General features: G+C 54.6%; 10 protein-coding genes. All 10 read left to right on the forward strand.

The window, feature by feature from the left end:
* The coding region (locus tag PHU01S_RS22985) for a polysaccharide pyruvyl transferase family protein (RefSeq protein ID WP_174806400.1) at positions 1–381 on the forward strand (381 nt) is incomplete at its 5' end.
* 11 nt (positions 382–392) lie between these two features.
* Positions 393–1268 (forward strand): WecB/TagA/CpsF family glycosyltransferase, encoded by an 876-nt coding sequence (locus PHU01S_RS22990; protein WP_083436301.1) that lies wholly within the window; start codon positions 393–395, stop codon positions 1266–1268.
* 123 nt (positions 1269–1391) lie between these two features.
* Entirely contained in the window at positions 1392–2513 is a 1122-nt protein-coding gene (locus PHU01S_RS22995; RefSeq protein ID WP_048745211.1) for a glycosyltransferase family 4 protein, read from the forward strand.
* Between the two features lie 183 nt (positions 2514–2696).
* Positions 2697–6749: an S-layer homology domain-containing protein gene (locus PHU01S_RS23000; RefSeq protein ID WP_127510143.1), complete on the forward strand. Its 4053-nt coding sequence runs from the start codon at positions 2697–2699 to the stop codon at positions 6747–6749.
* A gap of 619 nt (positions 6750–7368) precedes the next feature.
* Complete coding sequence (locus PHU01S_RS23005) at positions 7369–10158, forward strand: S-layer homology domain-containing protein (RefSeq protein ID WP_049868369.1); 2790 nt, start codon at positions 7369–7371, stop codon at positions 10156–10158.
* A 132-nt stretch (positions 10159–10290) separates the two neighbouring features.
* Positions 10291–12870, forward strand: a complete 2580-nt coding sequence (locus PHU01S_RS23010; protein ID WP_127510145.1) for a hypothetical protein — start codon at positions 10291–10293, stop codon at positions 12868–12870.
* A gap of 201 nt (positions 12871–13071) precedes the next feature.
* Complete coding sequence (locus PHU01S_RS26170; protein ID WP_049868367.1) at positions 13072–13719, forward strand: hypothetical protein; 648 nt, start codon at positions 13072–13074, stop codon at positions 13717–13719.
* 314 nt (positions 13720–14033) lie between these two features.
* Positions 14034–14303 (forward strand): alpha/beta-type small acid-soluble spore protein, encoded by a 270-nt coding sequence (locus PHU01S_RS23020; RefSeq protein ID WP_021879731.1) that lies wholly within the window; start codon positions 14034–14036, stop codon positions 14301–14303.
* A gap of 190 nt (positions 14304–14493) precedes the next feature.
* Positions 14494–15699, forward strand: a complete 1206-nt coding sequence (gene metK / locus PHU01S_RS23025; RefSeq protein ID WP_048746372.1) for a methionine adenosyltransferase — start codon at positions 14494–14496, stop codon at positions 15697–15699.
* A gap of 223 nt (positions 15700–15922) precedes the next feature.
* Positions 15923–20284: an Ig-like domain-containing protein gene (locus PHU01S_RS23030; RefSeq protein ID WP_049868366.1), complete on the forward strand. Its 4362-nt coding sequence runs from the start codon at positions 15923–15925 to the stop codon at positions 20282–20284.
* The last annotated feature ends 296 nt before the right edge of the window (positions 20285–20580 follow it).

Here is a 20580-nt window from a genome sequence, read left to right on the forward strand (position 1 = left end):
ACGCTCGGCGCCGGCAGCTCCGCCGAGCTCGCCGCCCCGGGCGACGACCCCCAGGCGATGCTGCTGGAGGTCAGCCGCTGCGACATGCTGCTCGGCATGCGCCTGCACGCGCTCATCTATGCGGCCGGCCGCCGCGTGCCGATGCTCGGCCTCAGCTATGATCCGAAGATCGACCAGTTTCTGGCCCGCCTCGGCGAGCGCCCGATTGCAACGACGGAAGCCATGGACGCCGCCGCCTTCGCCGATGCCGCCGAGCGGCTTCTGGACGGCGGAGACGGCTGGAGAGCGGACAAATCCGCCGCGATCGACAAGCTTCAGCAGGAGGCCCGCAAGCCGGCGCAACATATTGTCCAGTACCTGCGTCAGGAAACGAAGAGGTGACCGTTCGACCCATGTCGACTACAAAAGACTTTATAGACCCGTCCCATCAAGCAGCCAACGCACATGCACCGGATGATGCCGTAGAAGCGCTGGCGGACGCGATTGGGGACGCCTCCGAGGCTTCCGCCTGGCTGGAGTCGCGGACCGTTCCGAAGGTTTCGATCTATGGCGTTCCATTTTCCCGCATGGGTATGGACGAAACCGTGGAGTATCTTACGAACGTTATTGAAAGAGGGCAGCCTTGCCAGGTTGTCACGGCGAATCCCATCATGGTCATGATGGGACTCGAGGATCCCGCCTTCCATCGGATGCTGCGGGAAGCCGAGCTTGTCGTTCCGGACGGCGCGGGCGTCGTCTGGGCCGCCGGGTATGTCGGGCAGCCGGTCCGGGAAAGGGTGCCCGGCTTCGATTTGATGCACCGCCTGTTCCTGGAAGGCGAGGAGCGCGGCTGGTCCGCCTATCTGCTCGGCACGACGCAGGAAGTCATCGACGAGGCCGCGGCGCGTCTGAAGGCGAAATATCCGGGCGTAACCATCGCGGGAACGCATCACGGCTATTTCGGGGAGCAGGAGGACGCCGAGGTCATCGCCCGGATCAGGGCGGTTTCTCCGGATATGCTGTACGTGGCCCGTTCCGCCACTACCCAGGAGCCCTGGATCGCCCGCTACAAGCAGGAGCTTGGAGTGCCTCTCATCATGGGAGTCGGAGGCAGCTTCGATATTATCGCCGGCCGTTTGAAGAGAGCTCCGGTATTCATGCAGAAGCTGCGCCTGGAATGGTTTTACCGCCTTCTGCAGCAGCCTTCGCGGTTCCGGAGAATGCTCGTTCTGCCGCAATTCGCTCTGAGAGTGATTCGGGAGAAGGAAAAGGTGACAAAACCTTACTAGAAGCGTCAATTCGCCGTAATTTGCGCGAAATGCCCTGATATTGGGGTTGGAGTTTCTTTTTCGAACGAGTTATAATTCATTCCGGTGTAATGAAGGGGAGTTGAATTTCCAGTGAATGCCACAATGACTTATATCGTCGGTTTCGCAGTCGCTCTGATCCTGGCCGTCTCGCTGACGCCGCTCGTCAAGCGCTTCGCGTTCAAGATCGGCGCCATCGACAAGCCGAATGCCCGCAAGGTCCATACGCGCATCATGCCGCGGCTGGGAGGCCTGGCGATCTATCTCGCCTTTATCGGTTCGTTCTTCCTGCTGCTTCCGTTCATTCCGGAAGGGCTGCTGAGCGCCTACGATACGAATCTGATTCGCGCGATGCTGGCGGGCGGCACGATCATCGTGCTGACCGGCGCTCTCGACGACCGGTTCGAGCTGTCGGCCAAGGTGAAGCTGATGTTCCAGCTCGTGGCGGCATGCGTCGTCGTCTTCGGCTTCGACGTGAAGATCGACCTGCTGAACATTCCGTTCGGCCAGGACATGCAGGAGATCTCCTCCTGGCTCAGCATCCCGCTGACGATCTTCTGGATCGTCGGCGTGACCAATGCGATCAACCTGATCGACGGCCTCGACGGCCTTGCGGCGGGAGTGTCGGGCATCGCGATCGGCACGATTCTCATTATGGCCTGCTTCCTCGGCTTCGAGCCGATCATCCTGATGAGCAGCCTGCTGCTCGGAGGCATCCTGGGCTTCCTGGTGTTCAACTTCCATCCGGCTAAAATATTCATGGGCGACTCCGGCTCGCTGTTCCTCGGCTTCAGCCTGGCGACGCTGTCCATGATCGGCTTCAAGCAAGTCACGATCGTATCCTTCGTGACGCCGCTCCTGATCATCGGGGTGCCGATGGCGGACACGTTCTTCGCCATCATCCGCCGCTGGGTGAACAAGCGGCCGATCTTCGCTCCCGACAAGGGGCATCTGCATCACTGCCTGCGGGAGCTCGGCTTCAGCCACCGCAAGACGGTGCTGATCATTTACGGCGTAGCGGCTTTCTTCGGCGCCTGCGCGATCGTGCAGTCCATCGTGGTGCAGTCCCACGCGGCCAACTGGGTCACCTTCGTCGTCATCAGCCTGCTGGTGTTCGCGATGCAGATCGGCGCCGAGCTGATCGGCATCGTCGACAAGACGAAGCGCCCGCTGCTGAACCTGCTGGCGCGCATGCGCATGAAGCCGCATCACGAGCGCGGCAAATAAAGACTTCGCCATCAAAGGGCTTGTCCTTCTCCGGAAGGACGAGCTCTTTTTTGTTTGCCAAAAATTTATCTACATTATAATAATACTTTTCTGCGAGGGCTCAATATCCTAACAATTTACCAGCTTTCTTCCGATAAACAACCTACACCAACTAACACCGAAAGAGTATGGAGGAGGCTTCCCGTGTTAAAACGATTCAGCGCAATGTTCCTGCTGCTGGCCCTGGTCCTGCAGCTGATGCCGGCTCTTCCCTCGCAGACGGCCAGCGCCGCCGCGACGGGGTACTTCACGTTTGCAAAGGAAAGCAGCAGTCCCAAAAGCCCCCGCATCACGACGAACGGCAAAATCAATCTCGAAGGCTCGATCAGCAACATCGATCCTTCCAGCATTACCTACAGCGTCATTCAAGTCGTCAACTTCAAAGGCACCGACGACCCGACGGACGATGATACGGGCGCCAAGACCGAAGGAGTAAAGGGCGGCATCTATCTGTCCGGCTACAACCTTACGGTGAACAATGTTCAGCTCTACTCCGGGCTGAATCGGATTACATTCAAAGGCCTCCAGGGCGGCGCCGAGGTATCGACGTCCATCTATGTCATGTACCATGACGGTCCGGTCTTCTATAACCTTGCCGCCCGCTTGGATGGCAGCACGTTCCCGATGAAAGAGAATGGAACGACCGTCGTCCAATCAGGCGCTTCGCGCGGCAGGGCTTCCGCTGACATCGCGATTACGGGCAACGCGCCGAATGCATCCAAAGTGACGATTGAGGTCAACGGCTCCAGCCGGACTTATAATGTGTCAGCTTCCAACAACTACGAATTTACAATCTCTCCTTTGACGGTCAAAAAAGGCAAAAACCTGGCTACCATCAAGGTGACGAACAACAATCAGACGATCGAGACGACACGCGAAATCGCGTTCTACAACGGAGATGTGACGTTCTACGACGTCAACCTGAACGACGGCCAAAGCAGCGCGGCGCTGGAGTATTCCCCGAACTTCTCCACCACCAATACAGGCGTGCAAAACGCTACCATTACAGGTACGCTCATCGTTCCGAACAACAAAAAGATCGTGGACGGCAAAACCGTTCCCAATCCGAATCCATCGGAAGCCATTAAGATTTTCCCGAGTCTGGACGGGGCTAAGCTTCCAGCAGGGGGCTTTGATGCCACTCCTACGGTAGGACAAGACGCTTACTCTCCGGAAGATGCCTTCTACGTTTATACCTTCACCATTGGTCTCGACAAGCTGAAGGCAGGTGAATATGCGTTCGACCGCGCCTACAATCTCAATCTGGAAGCCATGAACACGGTGGCAGGAGAGACGCAAGGCGTCTACAACCTGAAATTCACGCTTCGGGATGCCGGAGCTCCGTTCATCAGCGAATTCAACTATATTCCGGGCTACAAAACGATAGCGGACCTCAACCTTGCAAGCAAGCCGCTCTCGGGATCGAGTCTGTACGACACTCCTGTCGCCATGGAATTGCTGATCGGCAACTACTCGAACCAGCCCTTGACGATCAGCAATGTGAAAGATATCAATGGAAAAGACGGCAAGATCGAGTCTAAAGACATGAGTATAGTCGACACTTCTACGGTGACCCGCACAATCGGGGGAGTGAACAAAACCTTTACCCGCATCGTACTTGAGGTCAAAAAGCTGCCTTTCGAAGGCACCCAGACGCTGCTTTTCAAGCTGGGCGGCAACGACGCCGGCTCGGTCACCTTCAATATGCTTTTTGGACCGTTCCTGCAATACTCGAGCATTTACGATACGATGGATATTCCCTATGACACGACCAAGTCCACCCAATTGGACGATATCATCCAGAATAAGCTGAAAAAATTCGATGCGACGTTGAGCAATCTGAACGACATGTCGGAGATACGCTATAGCCCGGTTGACGGCAAAGCTCAAACGATGTTCCTGTATATCAACAATACGCCAATCGAAATTGCTAAAAATACGAGCGAAAACAATTTCGTTGCGACCAACAACGGCATCGCGACAGCTGCATCCGTTATGAAAGCGGGAGGGGCGTTTACGCTTCGCTTCGTATACAAGGGCGGCAAAAACAACTATGAAAATTCCATCACCATTTTATTGAGACAAATCAATCTGCCGAAGATTCCTTACTCTCCGGACAGCATCTATCCATACAGCAGCGAATTGATCTCGCCGCTTGCGAATGACCCGAATTTCCCCAAACAAGGCAGCGTCTACACGACCAAGGAACCGTACATGAACATTTACGGCACCTTTGACTTTATCGACTTGGGGACAACAATCTACGAAGCTCAAAGCAATCTAGAAAACATTGTCAAAGACAACACCAGCTCCAACTATATTCTGAAGATTGACGGCAGTACGCTTTCCAAGCCGATTGTCTGGACTCTCAGCAACGAGCTGCGTGTCGTCAACGATGCGACATTGCCGAAGGACCAGCAGACGGTGAGCGTCCTGAACGAAAACAAGACGATTGGAGCCATCGACAAGCAAGGGGACAAGCAGCCGAAGCTTACCGTCACCTATGACTTGAAGACGCAAAGCCTTTCCTGGGTGCTGACCGATCAGTATCTCAGCAAGGACGGCACATCGAGCGTCTACAACTTCTATGTCTACAACAACGGGGAAGCGGGCGCCCGCGCCAGCTACCGCCTGGAGGTGGATCCTACGGCTCTGCCGTACAAGATTCTGCGTCCGCTCACTTCCAAGCGCATCGTCAACCAGAACTACGTGGAGATCGTCATCGACGCTCCTAATGCCAAGACCGTAACGGTAGGCAAGCAGGTAGCCGAAAAAATCGCCTTCGACGCCGACAATGACGGTACCATCGACTATACGACCGCATATAGAGTCATGGTGTCCGGACTCAAGGCCGGAGAGAACAAGCTCAAGTTCACGATCGCCAACGACAACGATACGACCAGCGATACGATCGTGGTGACGTATGCTCCAACCAATATACCGGGCGCCGGTTATATGGAAGAAATGAAGAGCTCCCACAAAGTGTTCGAGGGCGAACTGACGCTTGCCTTCCCTAAGTCGACGACGCTCATCCGCCGCGACTACAACGTGCCGGAGAAGCTTAAAAACCAAGTCTTCACCGGGCACCGCCTGCTGTTCGGAATTGCGAATCCATCCGACGGAGTCATCGATCGGCATGAATTCGAACAGGCTCCAGCCAATTTCGACCTGATTCTGGAGAGCCTGGGCAACATGTTCGACAATACCTTCTCCCCTAACTTCAACAAAGCGGGCAAGGTATTCTGGATCGATGCGGGGCTTGCGGACAATCCGCAGACCGACAACGTTTATGATCCACTCAAGTATGGCATCGATCCGTATCAGTATCCGACCGCCGATGTGCCTTCCTACACGGACCGTCCTGCGAACCGCGAGCTGGTCACATCCAAGGAAGCGACGCTGACTCTGAGCTATGACTCCAACATTGTAGACGCCAACGGAACGTTCATTACGGTGTTCCATTTTGATCCGAAGAAGCCGGAATGGGTGAACCTCGGCGGCGTCGTCGACACCAAGAAGCACACGGTCACCGTGCCGTTCTCGGAGTTCGGCTACTACGTGGTCGGACAGATGAAATATTCCTATCTGGACGTTACGTCCCATCCGTATGCGCGCAACTATATGGAAGCGATGTATGCCAAAGGCTTCATCAATGCCGCCGGCAACGATGAGTTCGGCGCCAGCCTCTACACCTCCCGCGGCGAATTCGCCACGATGATGGTGAAGGCGATGTCCATACGTCTCAACTACAATACGGATCCGAACAAGCGGCTCTTCAATGACGTTGGAGTCGAGAGCACCGCACTGTGGGATTACCGCTACATCGAAACGGCCTTCAACGAAGGCTATATTCGCGGCAAGGCGCCGAAGGTATTCGAGCCTACAGGCAATCTGACGCGAGAGGACGCCTCGGTTATCCTTGCCCGTGCGCTCAAGCTCAAGCTGGAGACGGATCCGGCGAAAATCGAGAAAGCACTCCAAAAGGCTTTCAAGGATTACAGCAAGATCGATTACTACGCCCGAGCTTCGGTTCTGGCTATTTACCAGAAAGGCTATATCCAGGGCTCGCCGGTCGATTCCAGCGATCCGAAGAAAGGCAGCGTATTCGAACCGCAAGCGAATCTGCTTCGTTCCGATTCCTCCATTATTCTGGGTAAAGTGCTGGTCAGCCTGAAACGTCTTCCAAAGATCAATTAATCTTCAATGAAATTGGATGGATTGTGCCTGGAAATGTGGAATTTCCAGGCACTTCTTTCAAAAATGGCAGACTTATCCGGATTCGACAAAATTCGAGAGATGGAAAAAGTTTCGAGTCGACGAAGAGCGGTTATCCAAGTTATATTAGGCTTGCAGCCAAAACCTACGAACAAAGGCAATACATAACAGCAAGACAAGGATATTTTCAAAAAAAATTTCGGAAGTCGCAACTTTTGCGAAAGCCCTGCGTTTAAGTATCTGGAGTCGCAAAGAGCACCGGCTTGAAACCTGGACCGATGCGGGGATGCCGGATATGTCCAATGCCGAATGGTTTCTATTGATATGGAAACATATTCACATGTTTCTCTTTACTGGTTCTATCAGGCCATTGTATAATGATTTAGTGGTTTGACAGCTTTCCATTTTTTTCTACTTGTTTTTACGAGTTTCTGCGGCATGTTCCTACACGTGTCTATACATGAAGCAGACCTTTTTCTATATTATATGGCTCCCACACTCTGGGAAGGGGGTGACACAACAGATGAGTAAGAAGAGCACTCATAGTTCCACAGAACACTCTCATTTACTTAAGCAAGTTAGAGGAGGAGAACAAAAGGTTATGAAGAAAAGTTTATCTCTGGTCGTTACAGGCGCACTCGTAACTTCCGTATTCGCAAGCTCCGCATTCGCGGCTGAACTGACGACGCAACAGAAGTTCGACGCACTCAAAGCAGCAGGTATCGTTGAAGGCTACCCAGGCGGTTCCGCTGGCCTCGACAAAAACATCACGCGTGCCGAGATTTCCAAAGTCGTAGCGCTGCTTCAAGGCCTTGGCGAAGACGCTGCTTCCTCGAAATACAAAGACGTAGCTGCCAACTACTGGGCTAAAGGCTACATCGGCGCAGTAACGAAAGCCGGCATCGTCAACGGTCTCGGCAACAACCTGTTCGGCCCTACGCAAAACGTAACGGTTGAGCAAGTTGCTAAAATCATCGTTGAATCCGCTGGCCTGACTCCTAAAGCCGACGCTGCCGTATCCGGCGCCGTAAGCGCATGGGCAAAAGGCTACGTGGCAGCAGCTATCGAAGCTGGTCTGATCGACCAACAAGCTTCTTACAAAGTAGCAGCTACCCGCGGCCAAGTATTCGAAGCAGCTTATGATCTTTCCAGCGCATCCGCTGTTTCCGTTAAATCCGCTGTTGCTGTCGACGAGAAGAACATCGAGGTTACTTTCTCCGACGGTCAAGTGGTAAAACAAGCTCTGACGACTGCACTCGTAGCTGGTCAAGCAACGAAAGTAGACGTTACGTACAACGGCAAAACTTACTCCGTAGAAGTTACGCTTCAAGCTGTTAAAGCTACTGAAGCCGCTCAATCGGGCGCTAAAGCGATCACGGTTAAATTCAACCGCGCTCTGTCCGCTACGGAAAAAACATACCTGGACGGCGGATTCGCAGTTAAATCCAGCCTGACTTCGTTCCCTGTAACGGCTAAATTCGCAGACGACAACAAATCCGTTGTTCTGTCCGCTGTATATCTGCCAGCTGGCGATTACACCGTAACGGTCAAAGGAACGGACGCTCCATTCACCGTTAAAATCGCTGCAAGCGTAGCATCCAAAATCGACATCACGACTCCAGCTCTTCAACTGGCTGACAACGTCGATCTTGGCGTAAAAGTCTTCAACCAATTCAACGAAGACATTACGGCTACTTCCGGCACGTACAACTACATCACGGCTGTCAACGGCACCCGCGGTACGGTTTACAACGTTGCCAACGGCAAAATCAACCTCGTGAACGACGGCCAGGCTGTAGGCAGCCTGACGAAAACGCAAGAGGGCGACACGATCAACGTATCGGCTGTCTACCCAGCTGGCGGCCTGACAACGACGAAAGCTCTGAAAGTCGTAACGGGCAGCTCCGCTACGAGCATCGAGCTCGGCGAAGTTCAGCCGCTTAAAGACAAAACCCGCATCTCCGCTGGAGACAAAGGTCTTGTGCTTCCTCTGACGCTGAAAGACGCAAGCGGCCAAACGATCAAGCTGACGGCTGGCACGGTCAACCTGAAGCCTGCTGAAGCAACTGCTGGCGTTTACAGCAACTATGTTGTAAAAGACGGTCTGTTCATCTCCATCAGCGACTACCGCATCATCGACTCGCTGATCGTTGACAAAGACGGCGTCATCAAGTTCAACGCTGGCGTTGCTGGCACGGCTACGATCGTTATCAGCAACCCTAAAGCTGGCGTATCCAAGTCCATCAACGTTGTCGTTAATGGTGCAGGCTCCATCAAGAGCTTCCAACTGGGAGCTTCCGCTAGCATCGTTCAAGCTGGCAAAGCTGCAGCCTTCCCGTTCGTAGCCGCTGATCAATTCGGCAACGAAATCAAAGGAACGGACCTTCAAAAATACCTGGATAACGGATCCCTGAACATCTCTTCCAACATCCCGGTTACGAAAAACGTCAACGCTAAAGGCGAGCTGGAGCTTACCTTCGCATCGGAAGGCTATGCTTACGTTGTAAGCAGCATTCCTAACGTAGCAGTCGCTCCTACGACCCTGAACGTTCAAGTTGTGAAAGCAGCTTCGACGGTCGGCGTAAACGGCATCAAAGATGTAGCTACGACGCTTGAAAACGGCGCTTCCGTTGGTTTCAACGGCGACAACATCGTGCTGGTTGACAGCTACGGCGGTACGGATACGGCTGCTGCCAACACGTACAACGTAGAAGTTACGGATGGCAAAGACGTTGTGAAATACGAAGGCGGCAAGCTGGTAGCTCTGGCTCCAGGATCCGCTTCTGTAAAAGTAACGTCCACGACGGCTGGCGCAGAAGCCTACAGCTTCACGGTTAATGTCGTAGAATCCTCCGACATCAGCTCGTACAGCATCAAATCCGTAGGTACGGTATATGCAGCTAAAACGGTCGGCGCATACACGAAAGGCGTTAAACTGGTCGGCAAAACTTCCGGCGGCGTAGAAGTAGCCCTGAAATCCGACGCAGCTCCATTCGTATCGAGCAACGATCCGTCGATTCTCTCCGTATCCAGCGACAACCAAGTAACGGGCCAAAAAGCTGGTAAAACTACGATTACGGCTTACAACGCCAACAACAAAGTTATCGCTACTCAAGAAGTAACGGTTTCCGAGGACGCTCCAGTTGCAAAAACGGCTGAGTTCAAGAAATCCGAGTACTCCGTAGCTATCGGTGGCGACGTACAGGTTGCCCTGACGGTTAAAGACCAATATGGCGTTGAAGTTACTCCTTCCGCTAAAATCGGTTCCAGCAACGAAAAAATTGCTACGGTATCCGGAACTACGGTTCATGGCGTAGCAAAAGGTTCTGTAACGATCACTTACGTTAACTCCGCAGGTGTTATCGCAACTGCAACAGTTCTCGTAGGATAATTGAAGCTTAACCAAAAAGAGCAAGCAGGAATTCCTGCTTGCTCTTTTTTTTATTTCCTTTAGCCTTTCGCGATTTAGACGAAACAATCGATGCATGGTTTGCGTCTAAAACCATATATGGCAATAGGAGGAATGAAAGTGCGTTCGATATGGATCAAGTCAGGGGTCGCCAGCATTATGGCAGCCGGGCTGATGCTGCAAGGCGGGGAAAGTATTTTCATCGTTCATCAAGCTCAAGCGGCTGCGGCCAAATCCGTCACACTGTCTGGGCAAGCTGTATCCTTATCTGCTACCAGTCGGTTAAGCATACGGGATGCTCATTTTCTCATGCAGGACAAAGGAAAAGTACTTGCTTACACGGTTATGATTACGAATACAGCCTCCAAGTCTCTGGACCTTTCCGACTACTGGCTGAGAGTAAAGAGCAAATCCGGAAAATCATTCAAATCCACAGTTATTGAAGGGGATAAGGAAAAAACCTCCGTCCCGGCCAATACGAGCCAGTACATAACTTATTACGCAGTCATCGATTCAGCAACGAAGCTGAATGACTTGGTGTTTGAGGTCGTAAAGTGGGATTTCTCTGCAGCTAATTATGAACGGAATTTGGGCAAGATTGCCTACCCGGCTCAAGCTTCGGATCAAATTGCCGCTTACCAGCCAGGAACGATGCTTTATGGCAGCGGCAAATTGAAAGGGGCCGTCAAGCAAGCTTTTATTACCAAGGATAAAGATAATGGATATGTGACGATAAACTATCTTCTGGAAAACGTTGGTCAGCAGGTCATTGATTTATCAAAGACGGTTTTCAACCTCCAAACTCAGAGCCTTTCCGTGTACAATGTCTCGGCGGTAGGATTGGAAGGGCTGGCTATCCAGCCGAGAGAGCGGAAGGTAATCACGCTTCGGTCCACGATTCCGGCTTCGGTTGTTTCCAAACCGCTATCGATGGTCGTGTCCATAAATGACGAGGCCAGCAAAGTCAGTCTGCCCACAGGAGTATTTTCACTGCCGTCGCTGAAGACGCAAGCTCCGTCCGAAGCAGGACAGCCTCGAGTCGTCTACATGGATGGACAACCGGTGACAACAACAGCTGGTCAGGCGTTTCTAAATCAAAGCTCGGGAGGTCAGGCTTTATCCATCGATTTCAGCTTAACCAATACCGGGACCTCTTCGGCTGCCACGGGAGCCTTCGATTTCTTTCTTGTGACGAAGGCAGGAGCCAGTTATGCTCTGACCTATACAAAAGAAGAAAATGCATCGTTGCTGCCAGGGATAGCCAAAACAATTAGTCTAAGCGGAAACGTTCCGTCCAGTGTAACAATAGCCGACTCCCAGCTTCTAATGAAATCGACCGCAACGGAAAAAGTAAAGTCCTATGTTATCGGTGCTTATTCGCTGCAGGCAGCATCGCAAGAGGGCGGATTGGGTTCGGCCTTCAGCTACAACGACTATAGTGTCCAGCTTAAGAGCATTAACCGGATGCCGAACCAGGACAACGATATGCTCGTAGCAAACATGAGCATTACCAACACCAGCAGCGTGGCGAAGCAGATTCCGGTGCTCGGGGGTTACTTTATGGTCAACGGTGTCCGCATCGGAACGGAACAAAAGGCGGTTTCGCTTGATCAGAGCGTTACGTTGGCTCCAGGAGCTACGCTTGAAGCAATCGTCTCTGCCGAAATTCCGTACAGCACGAGCATTCAGCAGATCTCCTTCGTGAGCACGGAGCCTGCGGCAGACAAACCGGGCAAAATGCTTTATCAGTTCACTGGCCAGCAGCTGTCGGAGATCAAAACGAGCACAATTGGAACACCGTATGTTATCGACGGTACAGGGCAGAAGTCATCGATTTCGATTAAAAGGACAGCAATCTACAAATCGGATGCCGCTCAGACCTTCTACACGGAGCTGGAGGCCGTCAATAAGGAAGCGAGAACGGCGCAAATCGCATCTATAGGCGGGTACTTGGTGGATAAAAATGGACTGTCCGTGCCTATTCAGTTCGCAGAGCTGAAGGATCGGATCAGTCCAGAAGGAAAAGCGCTTCTCTCAGCGTGGGCGCAGCTCCCTCGGGCGTTCAGCGGCGATTCCTATCAACTCGTTCTCGGACAAACGGTAGGCTCTACCGGATCTGTGGCCCCGCCATCGACTGAGCAGCCATCAAGCGGGGGCAGTTCAGGTTCGACCGGCACAGCAAATCCTTCAACACCGATAACTGCTAGCGTCTTGGCAAAACCGACTGCCTATACTTTTATAGGCTCTGCGGCGGATGAAACGGCAAATTCGTTGAAGGACCTTAAAATAGGCGGGTATTCTCTGTCATTGACAAAGACTGCTCTCTTCCTCAATGCGAAGGATTTGTACACGGTAGACGGACTTAGGTTACAAACTACGTACAGTCTTCAGCGTGATTCTCAATATGAAGCGATTGCGGGGACCCATAAGCTAGTGGTTGAGGTTGTCAATCAAGACAACAACAAAACTACGGTCAGCAAAACCTTCCAGATTGGTGCCGGAGTGCAGGGTTCAACGGACGATATTCTGAAGGAGGGGCAAGATATCGACTTCAAGATTTTCTTCAGCGATCCGGATATTCAGTCGAAGCTTCAATCGAACAGCAAATACAGACTTAATCTATACGATGTATTCCAGGGCTCTCAGATTCGAATTGCTTCAAAAGAATATCCTTGGTTCATTATTAGCGAGTAATAGTAGTATGAGGCCGTACCGGAAAAAGCGGTGCGGCTGTTCTTTTTTTGAATGTGATTGACAATAGACATATCCCAACTGAGCGGAGCAATTCTGGACATGAAAGTTGAATTATAGTAGAGTGGTAGATTATTGAAGGGGTCTTGCATGAAGACGAACGACTACATATAAAGAGAAGAGATGGAAGGAGACAAGACAGGCATGGGCAACAAAGGGACAAAGGGCTTGAAATGGACAACGCTGACCTTGACGCTTGCGGCCGGCGTATGGACGGGGACGCACTGGACCACCTTGGCCAACTCACTCGGAGGAGACGCATCCGCGGCTGCATCGACCGGCGCCGCCGGTTCGTCTGCAGCTGCAGTTCCCGGTACGGCTGAAGATCCGGTCGTGACAAAGAGTTACGTCGACCAAAGGCTGGCCGAGCTGGGTCTCGGCTCCGGCGGCTCAGGTGGAGGCACGCCTACGGCAACGCCTGCCCCGACAGCAACGCCTGCCGCAACTGCGACTCCGAAGCCGACGGCGACACCGGGCGGAGGCAGCACGGATGGCGGCTCGGAGGACGATGGCGCGATCAAGGTCATCAACGTGCCGGCAGGCAAAACGCTGATCGCCGCCGATGGAGCGGAAGTTGTCGTGCGGGCTGGCAAAGCGGTCGCGTACAGCCCGGACAGCAACGGCATCGCGGACGTAACGGACGGCATCGACATCAAGTCGGGGGCTGCTGTGCCGCAAAACCATTTAATTCTGTTTCCGCGCGGAGGAAGAGGCGTTTCGAGCGCTCCCGGCATGAAGACAGGGCTGACGGTCATGGTCAAAGGCAGTTATGAAATCAAGATGCAGCCGTAGATTCTATTAAAATGGTGTAATGGCGTGATGGCGTAAATGCCGTAACGGCTTAACAGGTGTTTAAGAGGATTAGCCCCAAGGTGGACTGCCGACTTATTGAGTTCAATTAAACAAATGGCTGCTTTTTGGAAAATCAAAAGAATTGAAATCCAGTTGGAACTCCTATTAATTTCCGAATTCCCTTAACTATTTGCGGCTTTGGCAAATAGTTATTTTTTTCCCTCAGTGACAATATGTTCGACGCTTAGAGCCTCCAGCCCCGAGGCATTCTATATGCACATCCTTATCCAATCTTACCGGAGGTGTTGTATATCATGGCCAGATCCAACCGCGTTGTCGTTCCTGCAAGCAAGGAAATCCTCAATCAGATGAAGTACGAAATTGCCGGAGAGCTTGGCTTGTACTCCGCCCCTGCTCCCGGAGCAGGAGATACCGAATTCGCCGGAGAACTCGGCGAGGCCGGGTACAGCTCGCAGCCGACGGTGCATTGGTCTTCCCTGGCAACACGCCAGGCGGGATCGGTGGGAGGCGAGATTACGAAGCGTCTCGTTGCCAAGGCCGAGCAATCCCTCTACGGACTCTAAAAATCGCCTGAAGACGCGGTCCAAAGGAGATTCTCCAAAAACTACCAAGGATTGCCGTCCATTGACACTATGCGACAGTTCCGCTATTATAGTGTCCTAGAAGAGTTGTCTAACGACCTTTTCCAATGGGAAAAGGTTGATTTTTTGTTCAGGACTTTTCTCATTATATGGTTCTAGGAGGTCGATCAGCTTGTCCCTTAAAGGAAGACACCTGTTTACTTCGGAATCCGTAACGGAAGGCCATCCCGATAAAATATGCGACCAGATTTCTGACGCAGTTCTCGACGCTTTCCTTGAAGTGGATCCCTATGCCCGCGTTGCCTGTGAAGTATCCGTAGCGACGGGCCTTGTGCTCGTTATCGGCGAAATCAGCAGCCGTGCCGACTACGTGGATATCTCCGCAATCGCGCGCCGCACCATCAAGGAAATTGGATATACGCGCGCCAAGTTCGGCTTTGACTCCAGCACCTGCGCGGTTCTGACTTCTCTCAACGAGCAGTCGGCCGACATCGCCCAAGGCGTCAACGCCGCGATCGAAACCCGCGAAGGCAAAGACATCCAGCAAGAAAACGAAGACATCGGAGCAGGCGACCAAGGCCTCATGTTCGGTTTTGCAACGAACGAAACGCCTGAGCTGATGCCGCTTCCGATCGCGCTGTCCCACCGCATTGCCCGCCGCCTGGCGGAAGTGCGCAAGAACGGCACGCTGGAATACCTTCGTCCGGACGGCAAAACGCAAGTAACGATCGAATACCAGGACGGCAAGCCGGTCCGCGTAGATACGATCGTTGTCTCGACGCAGCATGACGAAGCGATCTCCCTGGAGCAGATCCAAAAGGATATCCGCGAGCATGTCATCGCTCCGGTCGTTCCTCAGGAACTGATCGATGGAGACACGAAATATTTCATCAATCCGACGGGCCGCTTCGTTATCGGCGGACCTCAAGGCGATGCCGGCCTCACCGGCCGCAAAATCATCGTCGACACCTACGGCGGCTACGCTCGCCATGGCGGCGGCGCGTTCTCCGGCAAGGATCCGACGAAAGTCGACCGTTCCGCGGCATACGCGGCCCGTTACGTGGCGAAGAACATCGTCGCTGCCGGCCTGGCCGACAAATGCGAAATCCAGCTTGCTTACGCGATCGGCGTAGCCAATCCGGTCTCCATCAACGTGGACACGTACGGCACCGGCAAAGTGGAAGAGGAAAAGCTCGTCGAGCTGATCCGCTCCAACTTCGACCTGCGCCCTGCCGGCATCATCAAGATGCTCGACCTGCGCCGTCCGATCTACGGAAAGACGGCTGCATACGGCCACTTCGGCCGTACGGACATCGATCTGCCTTGGGAGCGCGTGGACAAAGCCGCTCTGCTTCAGCAGGAAGCCGCACTCGTGTAATCGTGTTTCCGATAACCTCCGCTCAGCCTGAGCGGGGGTTTTTTGCGTTCAAATACTCGCTCCGTTCATGAATGCTCAACCTGCTTGAGCCGCTTAGGACCCCGAACACGGACATAGAAGATGGTTGCCCATAGGATGCCAACTTCCAGCGAATTCTAAACATTCCTTATTTGGATACCGACAAAGTAACTACAATGGGTTACAAATCGGGGAGTGAATTCAGTTGGCTGGAAGAAAAAGCAGAACGATCATGATTGGCGCAGCGGCTTTGCTCATGCTTGCAAACGCCTGTCTGCCTGCAGGAGGATGGGTAAGGCAAGCCGCTGCCGCAGCGGGAGGGCCGCTGCTGTCGGCCAAGCTGCCGGCGGACGACGCGGTACGGGTGCCTGCCAACTCGAGGTTGCTGATGACCTTCGACGAGGCGGTCGTGAAAGGAAGCGGAAGCGCAGGCATTAGCATTCGCAAAGTGTCCGACAACACGGAATGGGCGAGGTTCACTGCCGACGACAGAAGAGTCCAGGTGGAAGGCACCCGGGTTTCGATCCAGCCGGATAAGCCGTTTGCTTCAGGCGAATCCTATTATGTGCTGCTGGATGCAGGAGTGTTCGCCAATGCATCGAACGGGGCTCCGTTCGTCGGAATATCGAGCGCGTCGGAGTGGAATTTCAGTGCGGCGGAGCCGGATACAACCGCTCCCGACGTTGTGTCCGCCTCTCCGCAAGGCGGAAGCGTGCCGGTATTCTCTACGCTGCAGCTGAACTACGGTGAAGTCGTCTACCCTTCGGAAGGCTCGCTGCAGCTGGTCAACCGGACGACAGGCGATGCCTTGGCCGTCAGCGCAGTGTCCCCGGCCGTCACGGGCGGCGGAAGCCAGTCGCTGACGATCGTTCCCGCATCCGTTCTCGTTCCGGGACAAGAATACCGGATCGAGGTTCCGGCAGGCTGGGTGCAGGATGCCGCAGGCAACAAGAGTCCAGCCTACTCATGGAGCTTCACGACGGGAAGCTCTCCGGTCGGCATCGTGGATAAGCAGCCTTCGTCCGGATCCGCAGGCGTTGCGCTGGATACGGGCTTGAGATTGAAGTTCGACAAGACGGTAACGTCCGGAAGCACGCCGAATTCGCCGAAGTACATGACGGTGAAACGAGTCGCGGACAACGTCACCGTCACTAGCCTCAATACATCGGGAATGACATACAAGCCGGACGGGACGGTCGAAACAGGTTTGGACAGGCAGCTGGCTGGAAGCACGGCATACTATGTGCTTGTCGATCCGGGAGCCTTCCGCAGCGGAGACATGCTGTTCGCAGGCATCGGCAGCGCGGCGGAATGGACGTTCACGACCCGTCCATCCGCAGGGCAGCCGCCTGCCATGGCCAAGCTGGAGCCGGCCGCTGGAGGCATTCTGGGGGCGCTGGACGGCAAGCTCCGGATTACATTCGACAAGAACGTATTCCCGGGAACCGGTTATGTGACGATAAGGAATGCGGGAAGCGGTGCGGCAGCGGCGACGATTCCGGTTACTTCGGAGCTGCTGAACGGGTTCGGAAGCAACGTCATCACGATCAATCCGGGCATCCTCTTTTCCGAAGGGACCAAGTATTATGTCGAGATCGGCAATCAGGCCTTCCTGGACGAGAGCGGCAACCGATATGCGGGAATGAGCGGAAGCGGCGCATGGCCCTTCACGGTCAATAGGGATTCAACGCCGCCTTCTATTGTATCCATGCTTCCGGTGAGCGGAGCGACGTCCGTGTCGACGGTCTCGCCGCTTAGACTCGTATTCAACGAAGCCATCCGGCTGGCGCCGGGCGCCAAAGCTTTGCTTCACCGGAGCGGCAGCTCCACCCAGACTTACCCGGCTTCCCTTTCCATCGCGCCGGATAATGCCAATGCGCTTCTACTTAAACCGGATGCCGCGCTGCCAGGATCGACGCAGCTGTATGTGGAGCTCGGGGTGAACAGCGTGACTGACTTGGCCGGCAACGGTTTTAGCGGCATTCTGAACGAATACCAGTGGAAATTCACGACGATGGCGAGCGGCAGCGGCACGCCTTCGTTGAGCAGCTTGGCAGCCGCCAGCTCGACCAGGATTCAGCTGGTCTTCGGCATGGAGCTTGACAGCGGTTCGATTCCTTATCCGGCCAGCTTCTATGTCACCGTCAATGATTCGCCTGCGGCCCGCGAGCTCGCAGGAGTCGAAGTAAGCGGCAGCACGGCAACGCTTATTTTGCGGTCCCCGGTGCTCAGCGGCCAGAAAATAACGGTCTCTTATTCCGTTCCGGGAGAAGGCATGCCCGCGCTCCGCAGCCTGTCGGGTGTACGCGCGTCGGGCTTTACCGGCAAGGAGATCCAATATGACGAGACTTCCTCGCTGCCCAAGGTGACGAGCGGCGTTCTGAACGGAAGCTACGTCACCCTCCAGCTCAGCAAGCCGGTCCAGGCCTTGCAGTCGGGAGCCCTGTCCCAATTCGGCCTTTACGTCAACGGCTCCTATGTTCAGCTGACGGAAGCGACCGCATCGGGGTCGACCCTTCTGCTTCGCTTGAGCAGCCCGTCCACGAGCGGAGGGAGCGCATACGTCAACTACTCCCCGGGCACGGCTCCCGTTGTCGACCAAGCGGGCAATCCGCTTGGGGCATTCAGCACCTATTATGTCCAGAACATGCTCGATACGACGAAGCCGGTGCTCGGCAGCATCATCGCAGGAGGAAATACCGTTACGCTCAATTACAACGAAGGCCTCCATACCGCAAAGGTGCCTTCCTCCAGCCGCTTCACCGTCATGAACGGGACGTCTTCCATCGGGGTCTCAGGAGTAAGCATTGAAGGCAGCAAGGTGACACTCAAGCTGAGCGGCAGCCTGAATGCATCCGTCGGCCTTACCGTCAGCTACTCCAAGGGCAGTCCAGCCTTGGCGGATCTGGCTGGAAACGAAGCGGACTCCTTCAGCGGCGTGCCGGCATCGATGTTCACGGCAAGCACGACTCCGACCTATCTTTCCGGCATGGCGAACGGAGACACGCTGACGCTTGTTTACTCCGGAGCTTTGGACCCGGCATCCGCGCCGGCTCCTAGCCAGTATTCCATCCGTGCGGACGGCGTGCTCGTTCCTGTGAACAGCGTAAGCATCGCCGGTTCGTCGGTTATTCTGAAGCTCAGCCGCGCGGTGACTTCGGGACAGGCTGTAACCGTGACCTACACGCCGCCGACTTACAACCCGCTGAGACAGATAGGAGGGGACAGCGCCGCATCGCTTTTGCTGGCATCCGCAACCAATGCTACAGGCCAGCAAGGTGGAGCCTCATCCGGCTCGGGCTCGCAGCCGGCAGTTGCAGGCCAGCTGACCTTGACGGATGTTACGGTCACTCAGGACGTATCCCCGGCCGGAAGGGCGGCCAGCCGTTATTCGGTACTGAGCGACAGCCTGATTCTCGCTTATCAGAAAGCTCGCAGTGCGGGTTCGGGTACGGATAAAGTCATCTTCAAGGTGCCGGACGGCCAGAAGGCGGGCATAGTCGCCTTGCCGATCCTCGCTCTGCAGCAGGTGCTCGCCGCTTCGGCGACAGCCTCCTTCGAGCTGCAGTACAATGGCATCTCCACGGTGATTCCTCTCCAAGGAATCGACTTCGCCAGAACGGCCTCCCTGCTCAATGCAGGAGGTCCTACCGGCTATCTCATGCTGTCGATCGACGAGAATCCAGCGACTTTGGCGGGGGGGTTGCAGAACGCCGTCACCAAGGGAGGCCTGCAGGCAGCCTCCAGCGTCATCGGCCTCGACATATCGGTCATCGGGACGTCGGCGACTTCGGCCGACCGGAAGAAGCTGAACGGTCTAAGCCGTTATGCCTCCACGACCTTGCAGACGGCCTCAAGCCTGGTGCCGGCATCTGCGTCCACGGTGTTCCTCGACGATGAAACGGCCATGCTGAGCTATGTGCCGACCCGGATCAGCGGGCTGTCCGTGACGTTCAAGCACAAGTCCGGCGGCGTCTTCGTCGTCGTGAGAGGCACCCCCGTGCTCAGCGACGTGAACGGACATTGGGCGAAGAACGATATCGCCGCTCTGGCTTCCAAATCAATCGTGAGGGGCAGAAGCGCCAATTCCTTCATGCCCAAAGCCAACATTACCAGGGCGGAATTCGCGGAATACATCGCCAGGGCCCTCGGCCTCAAAGGCGACCGCGCCTCGGCTTCGGCCTATAGCGACGTCTCGTCCGGATCGGCGACTGCTTCTTATGTCGGAGCGGCTTCGGCTGCCGGCATCGTACAAGGGAGCGGAGGGCAATTCCGTCCCAACGCGGCCATCTCCCGTCAGGAGATGGCGGCGATGATGGTTCGCGCCATCGAAGCCTCCGAGATGAAGATCATCCCGGCCAAGGACAATGCCTCTTACCTGGCGAAATTCAAGGATAAGGGCAAGATCAGCGCCTGGGCGCAGCCGTATGCGGCCAAAGCCGTCTTTGCGGGCATCGCGAACGGGCAGACCGCCACCGCGTTCGCTCCGCTGGGGCAGGCGACCCGCGCAGAGGCGGCCGTCATGATCAAGAGAATGCTGCTGTACCTCGGAATGATCGACGTGTAGAAAGAACGGGAGCTGTCCTGCCGGCATCGCGGATGCGGCCGGGCGGCTTCTTTTTTTTTGCCCGGAAACGATTGAAAGCAGGAAAGGAGCATGCCGCGGACATGGTCTTTATTCAAGCAGCCCTACTAGATCGCAGGGAGGAAACGATAGGTCCTTCCTTCCATTCTAAGAGATTATTAACATAGAAAAAGTCAATCATTGTCGAAAGGCTGAAAGGACTATTCTATCAGACCCTCTTTGGTCGTAACTTTTTCCCATTCTGGAAGTCTATTCATTCGTACTGACAGAGTTTCAGA

Source organism: Paenibacillus humicus NBRC 102415, assembly GCF_004000905.1.
Taxonomy (GTDB): Bacteria; Bacillota; Bacilli; order Paenibacillales; family Paenibacillaceae; genus Paenibacillus_O; species Paenibacillus_O humicus.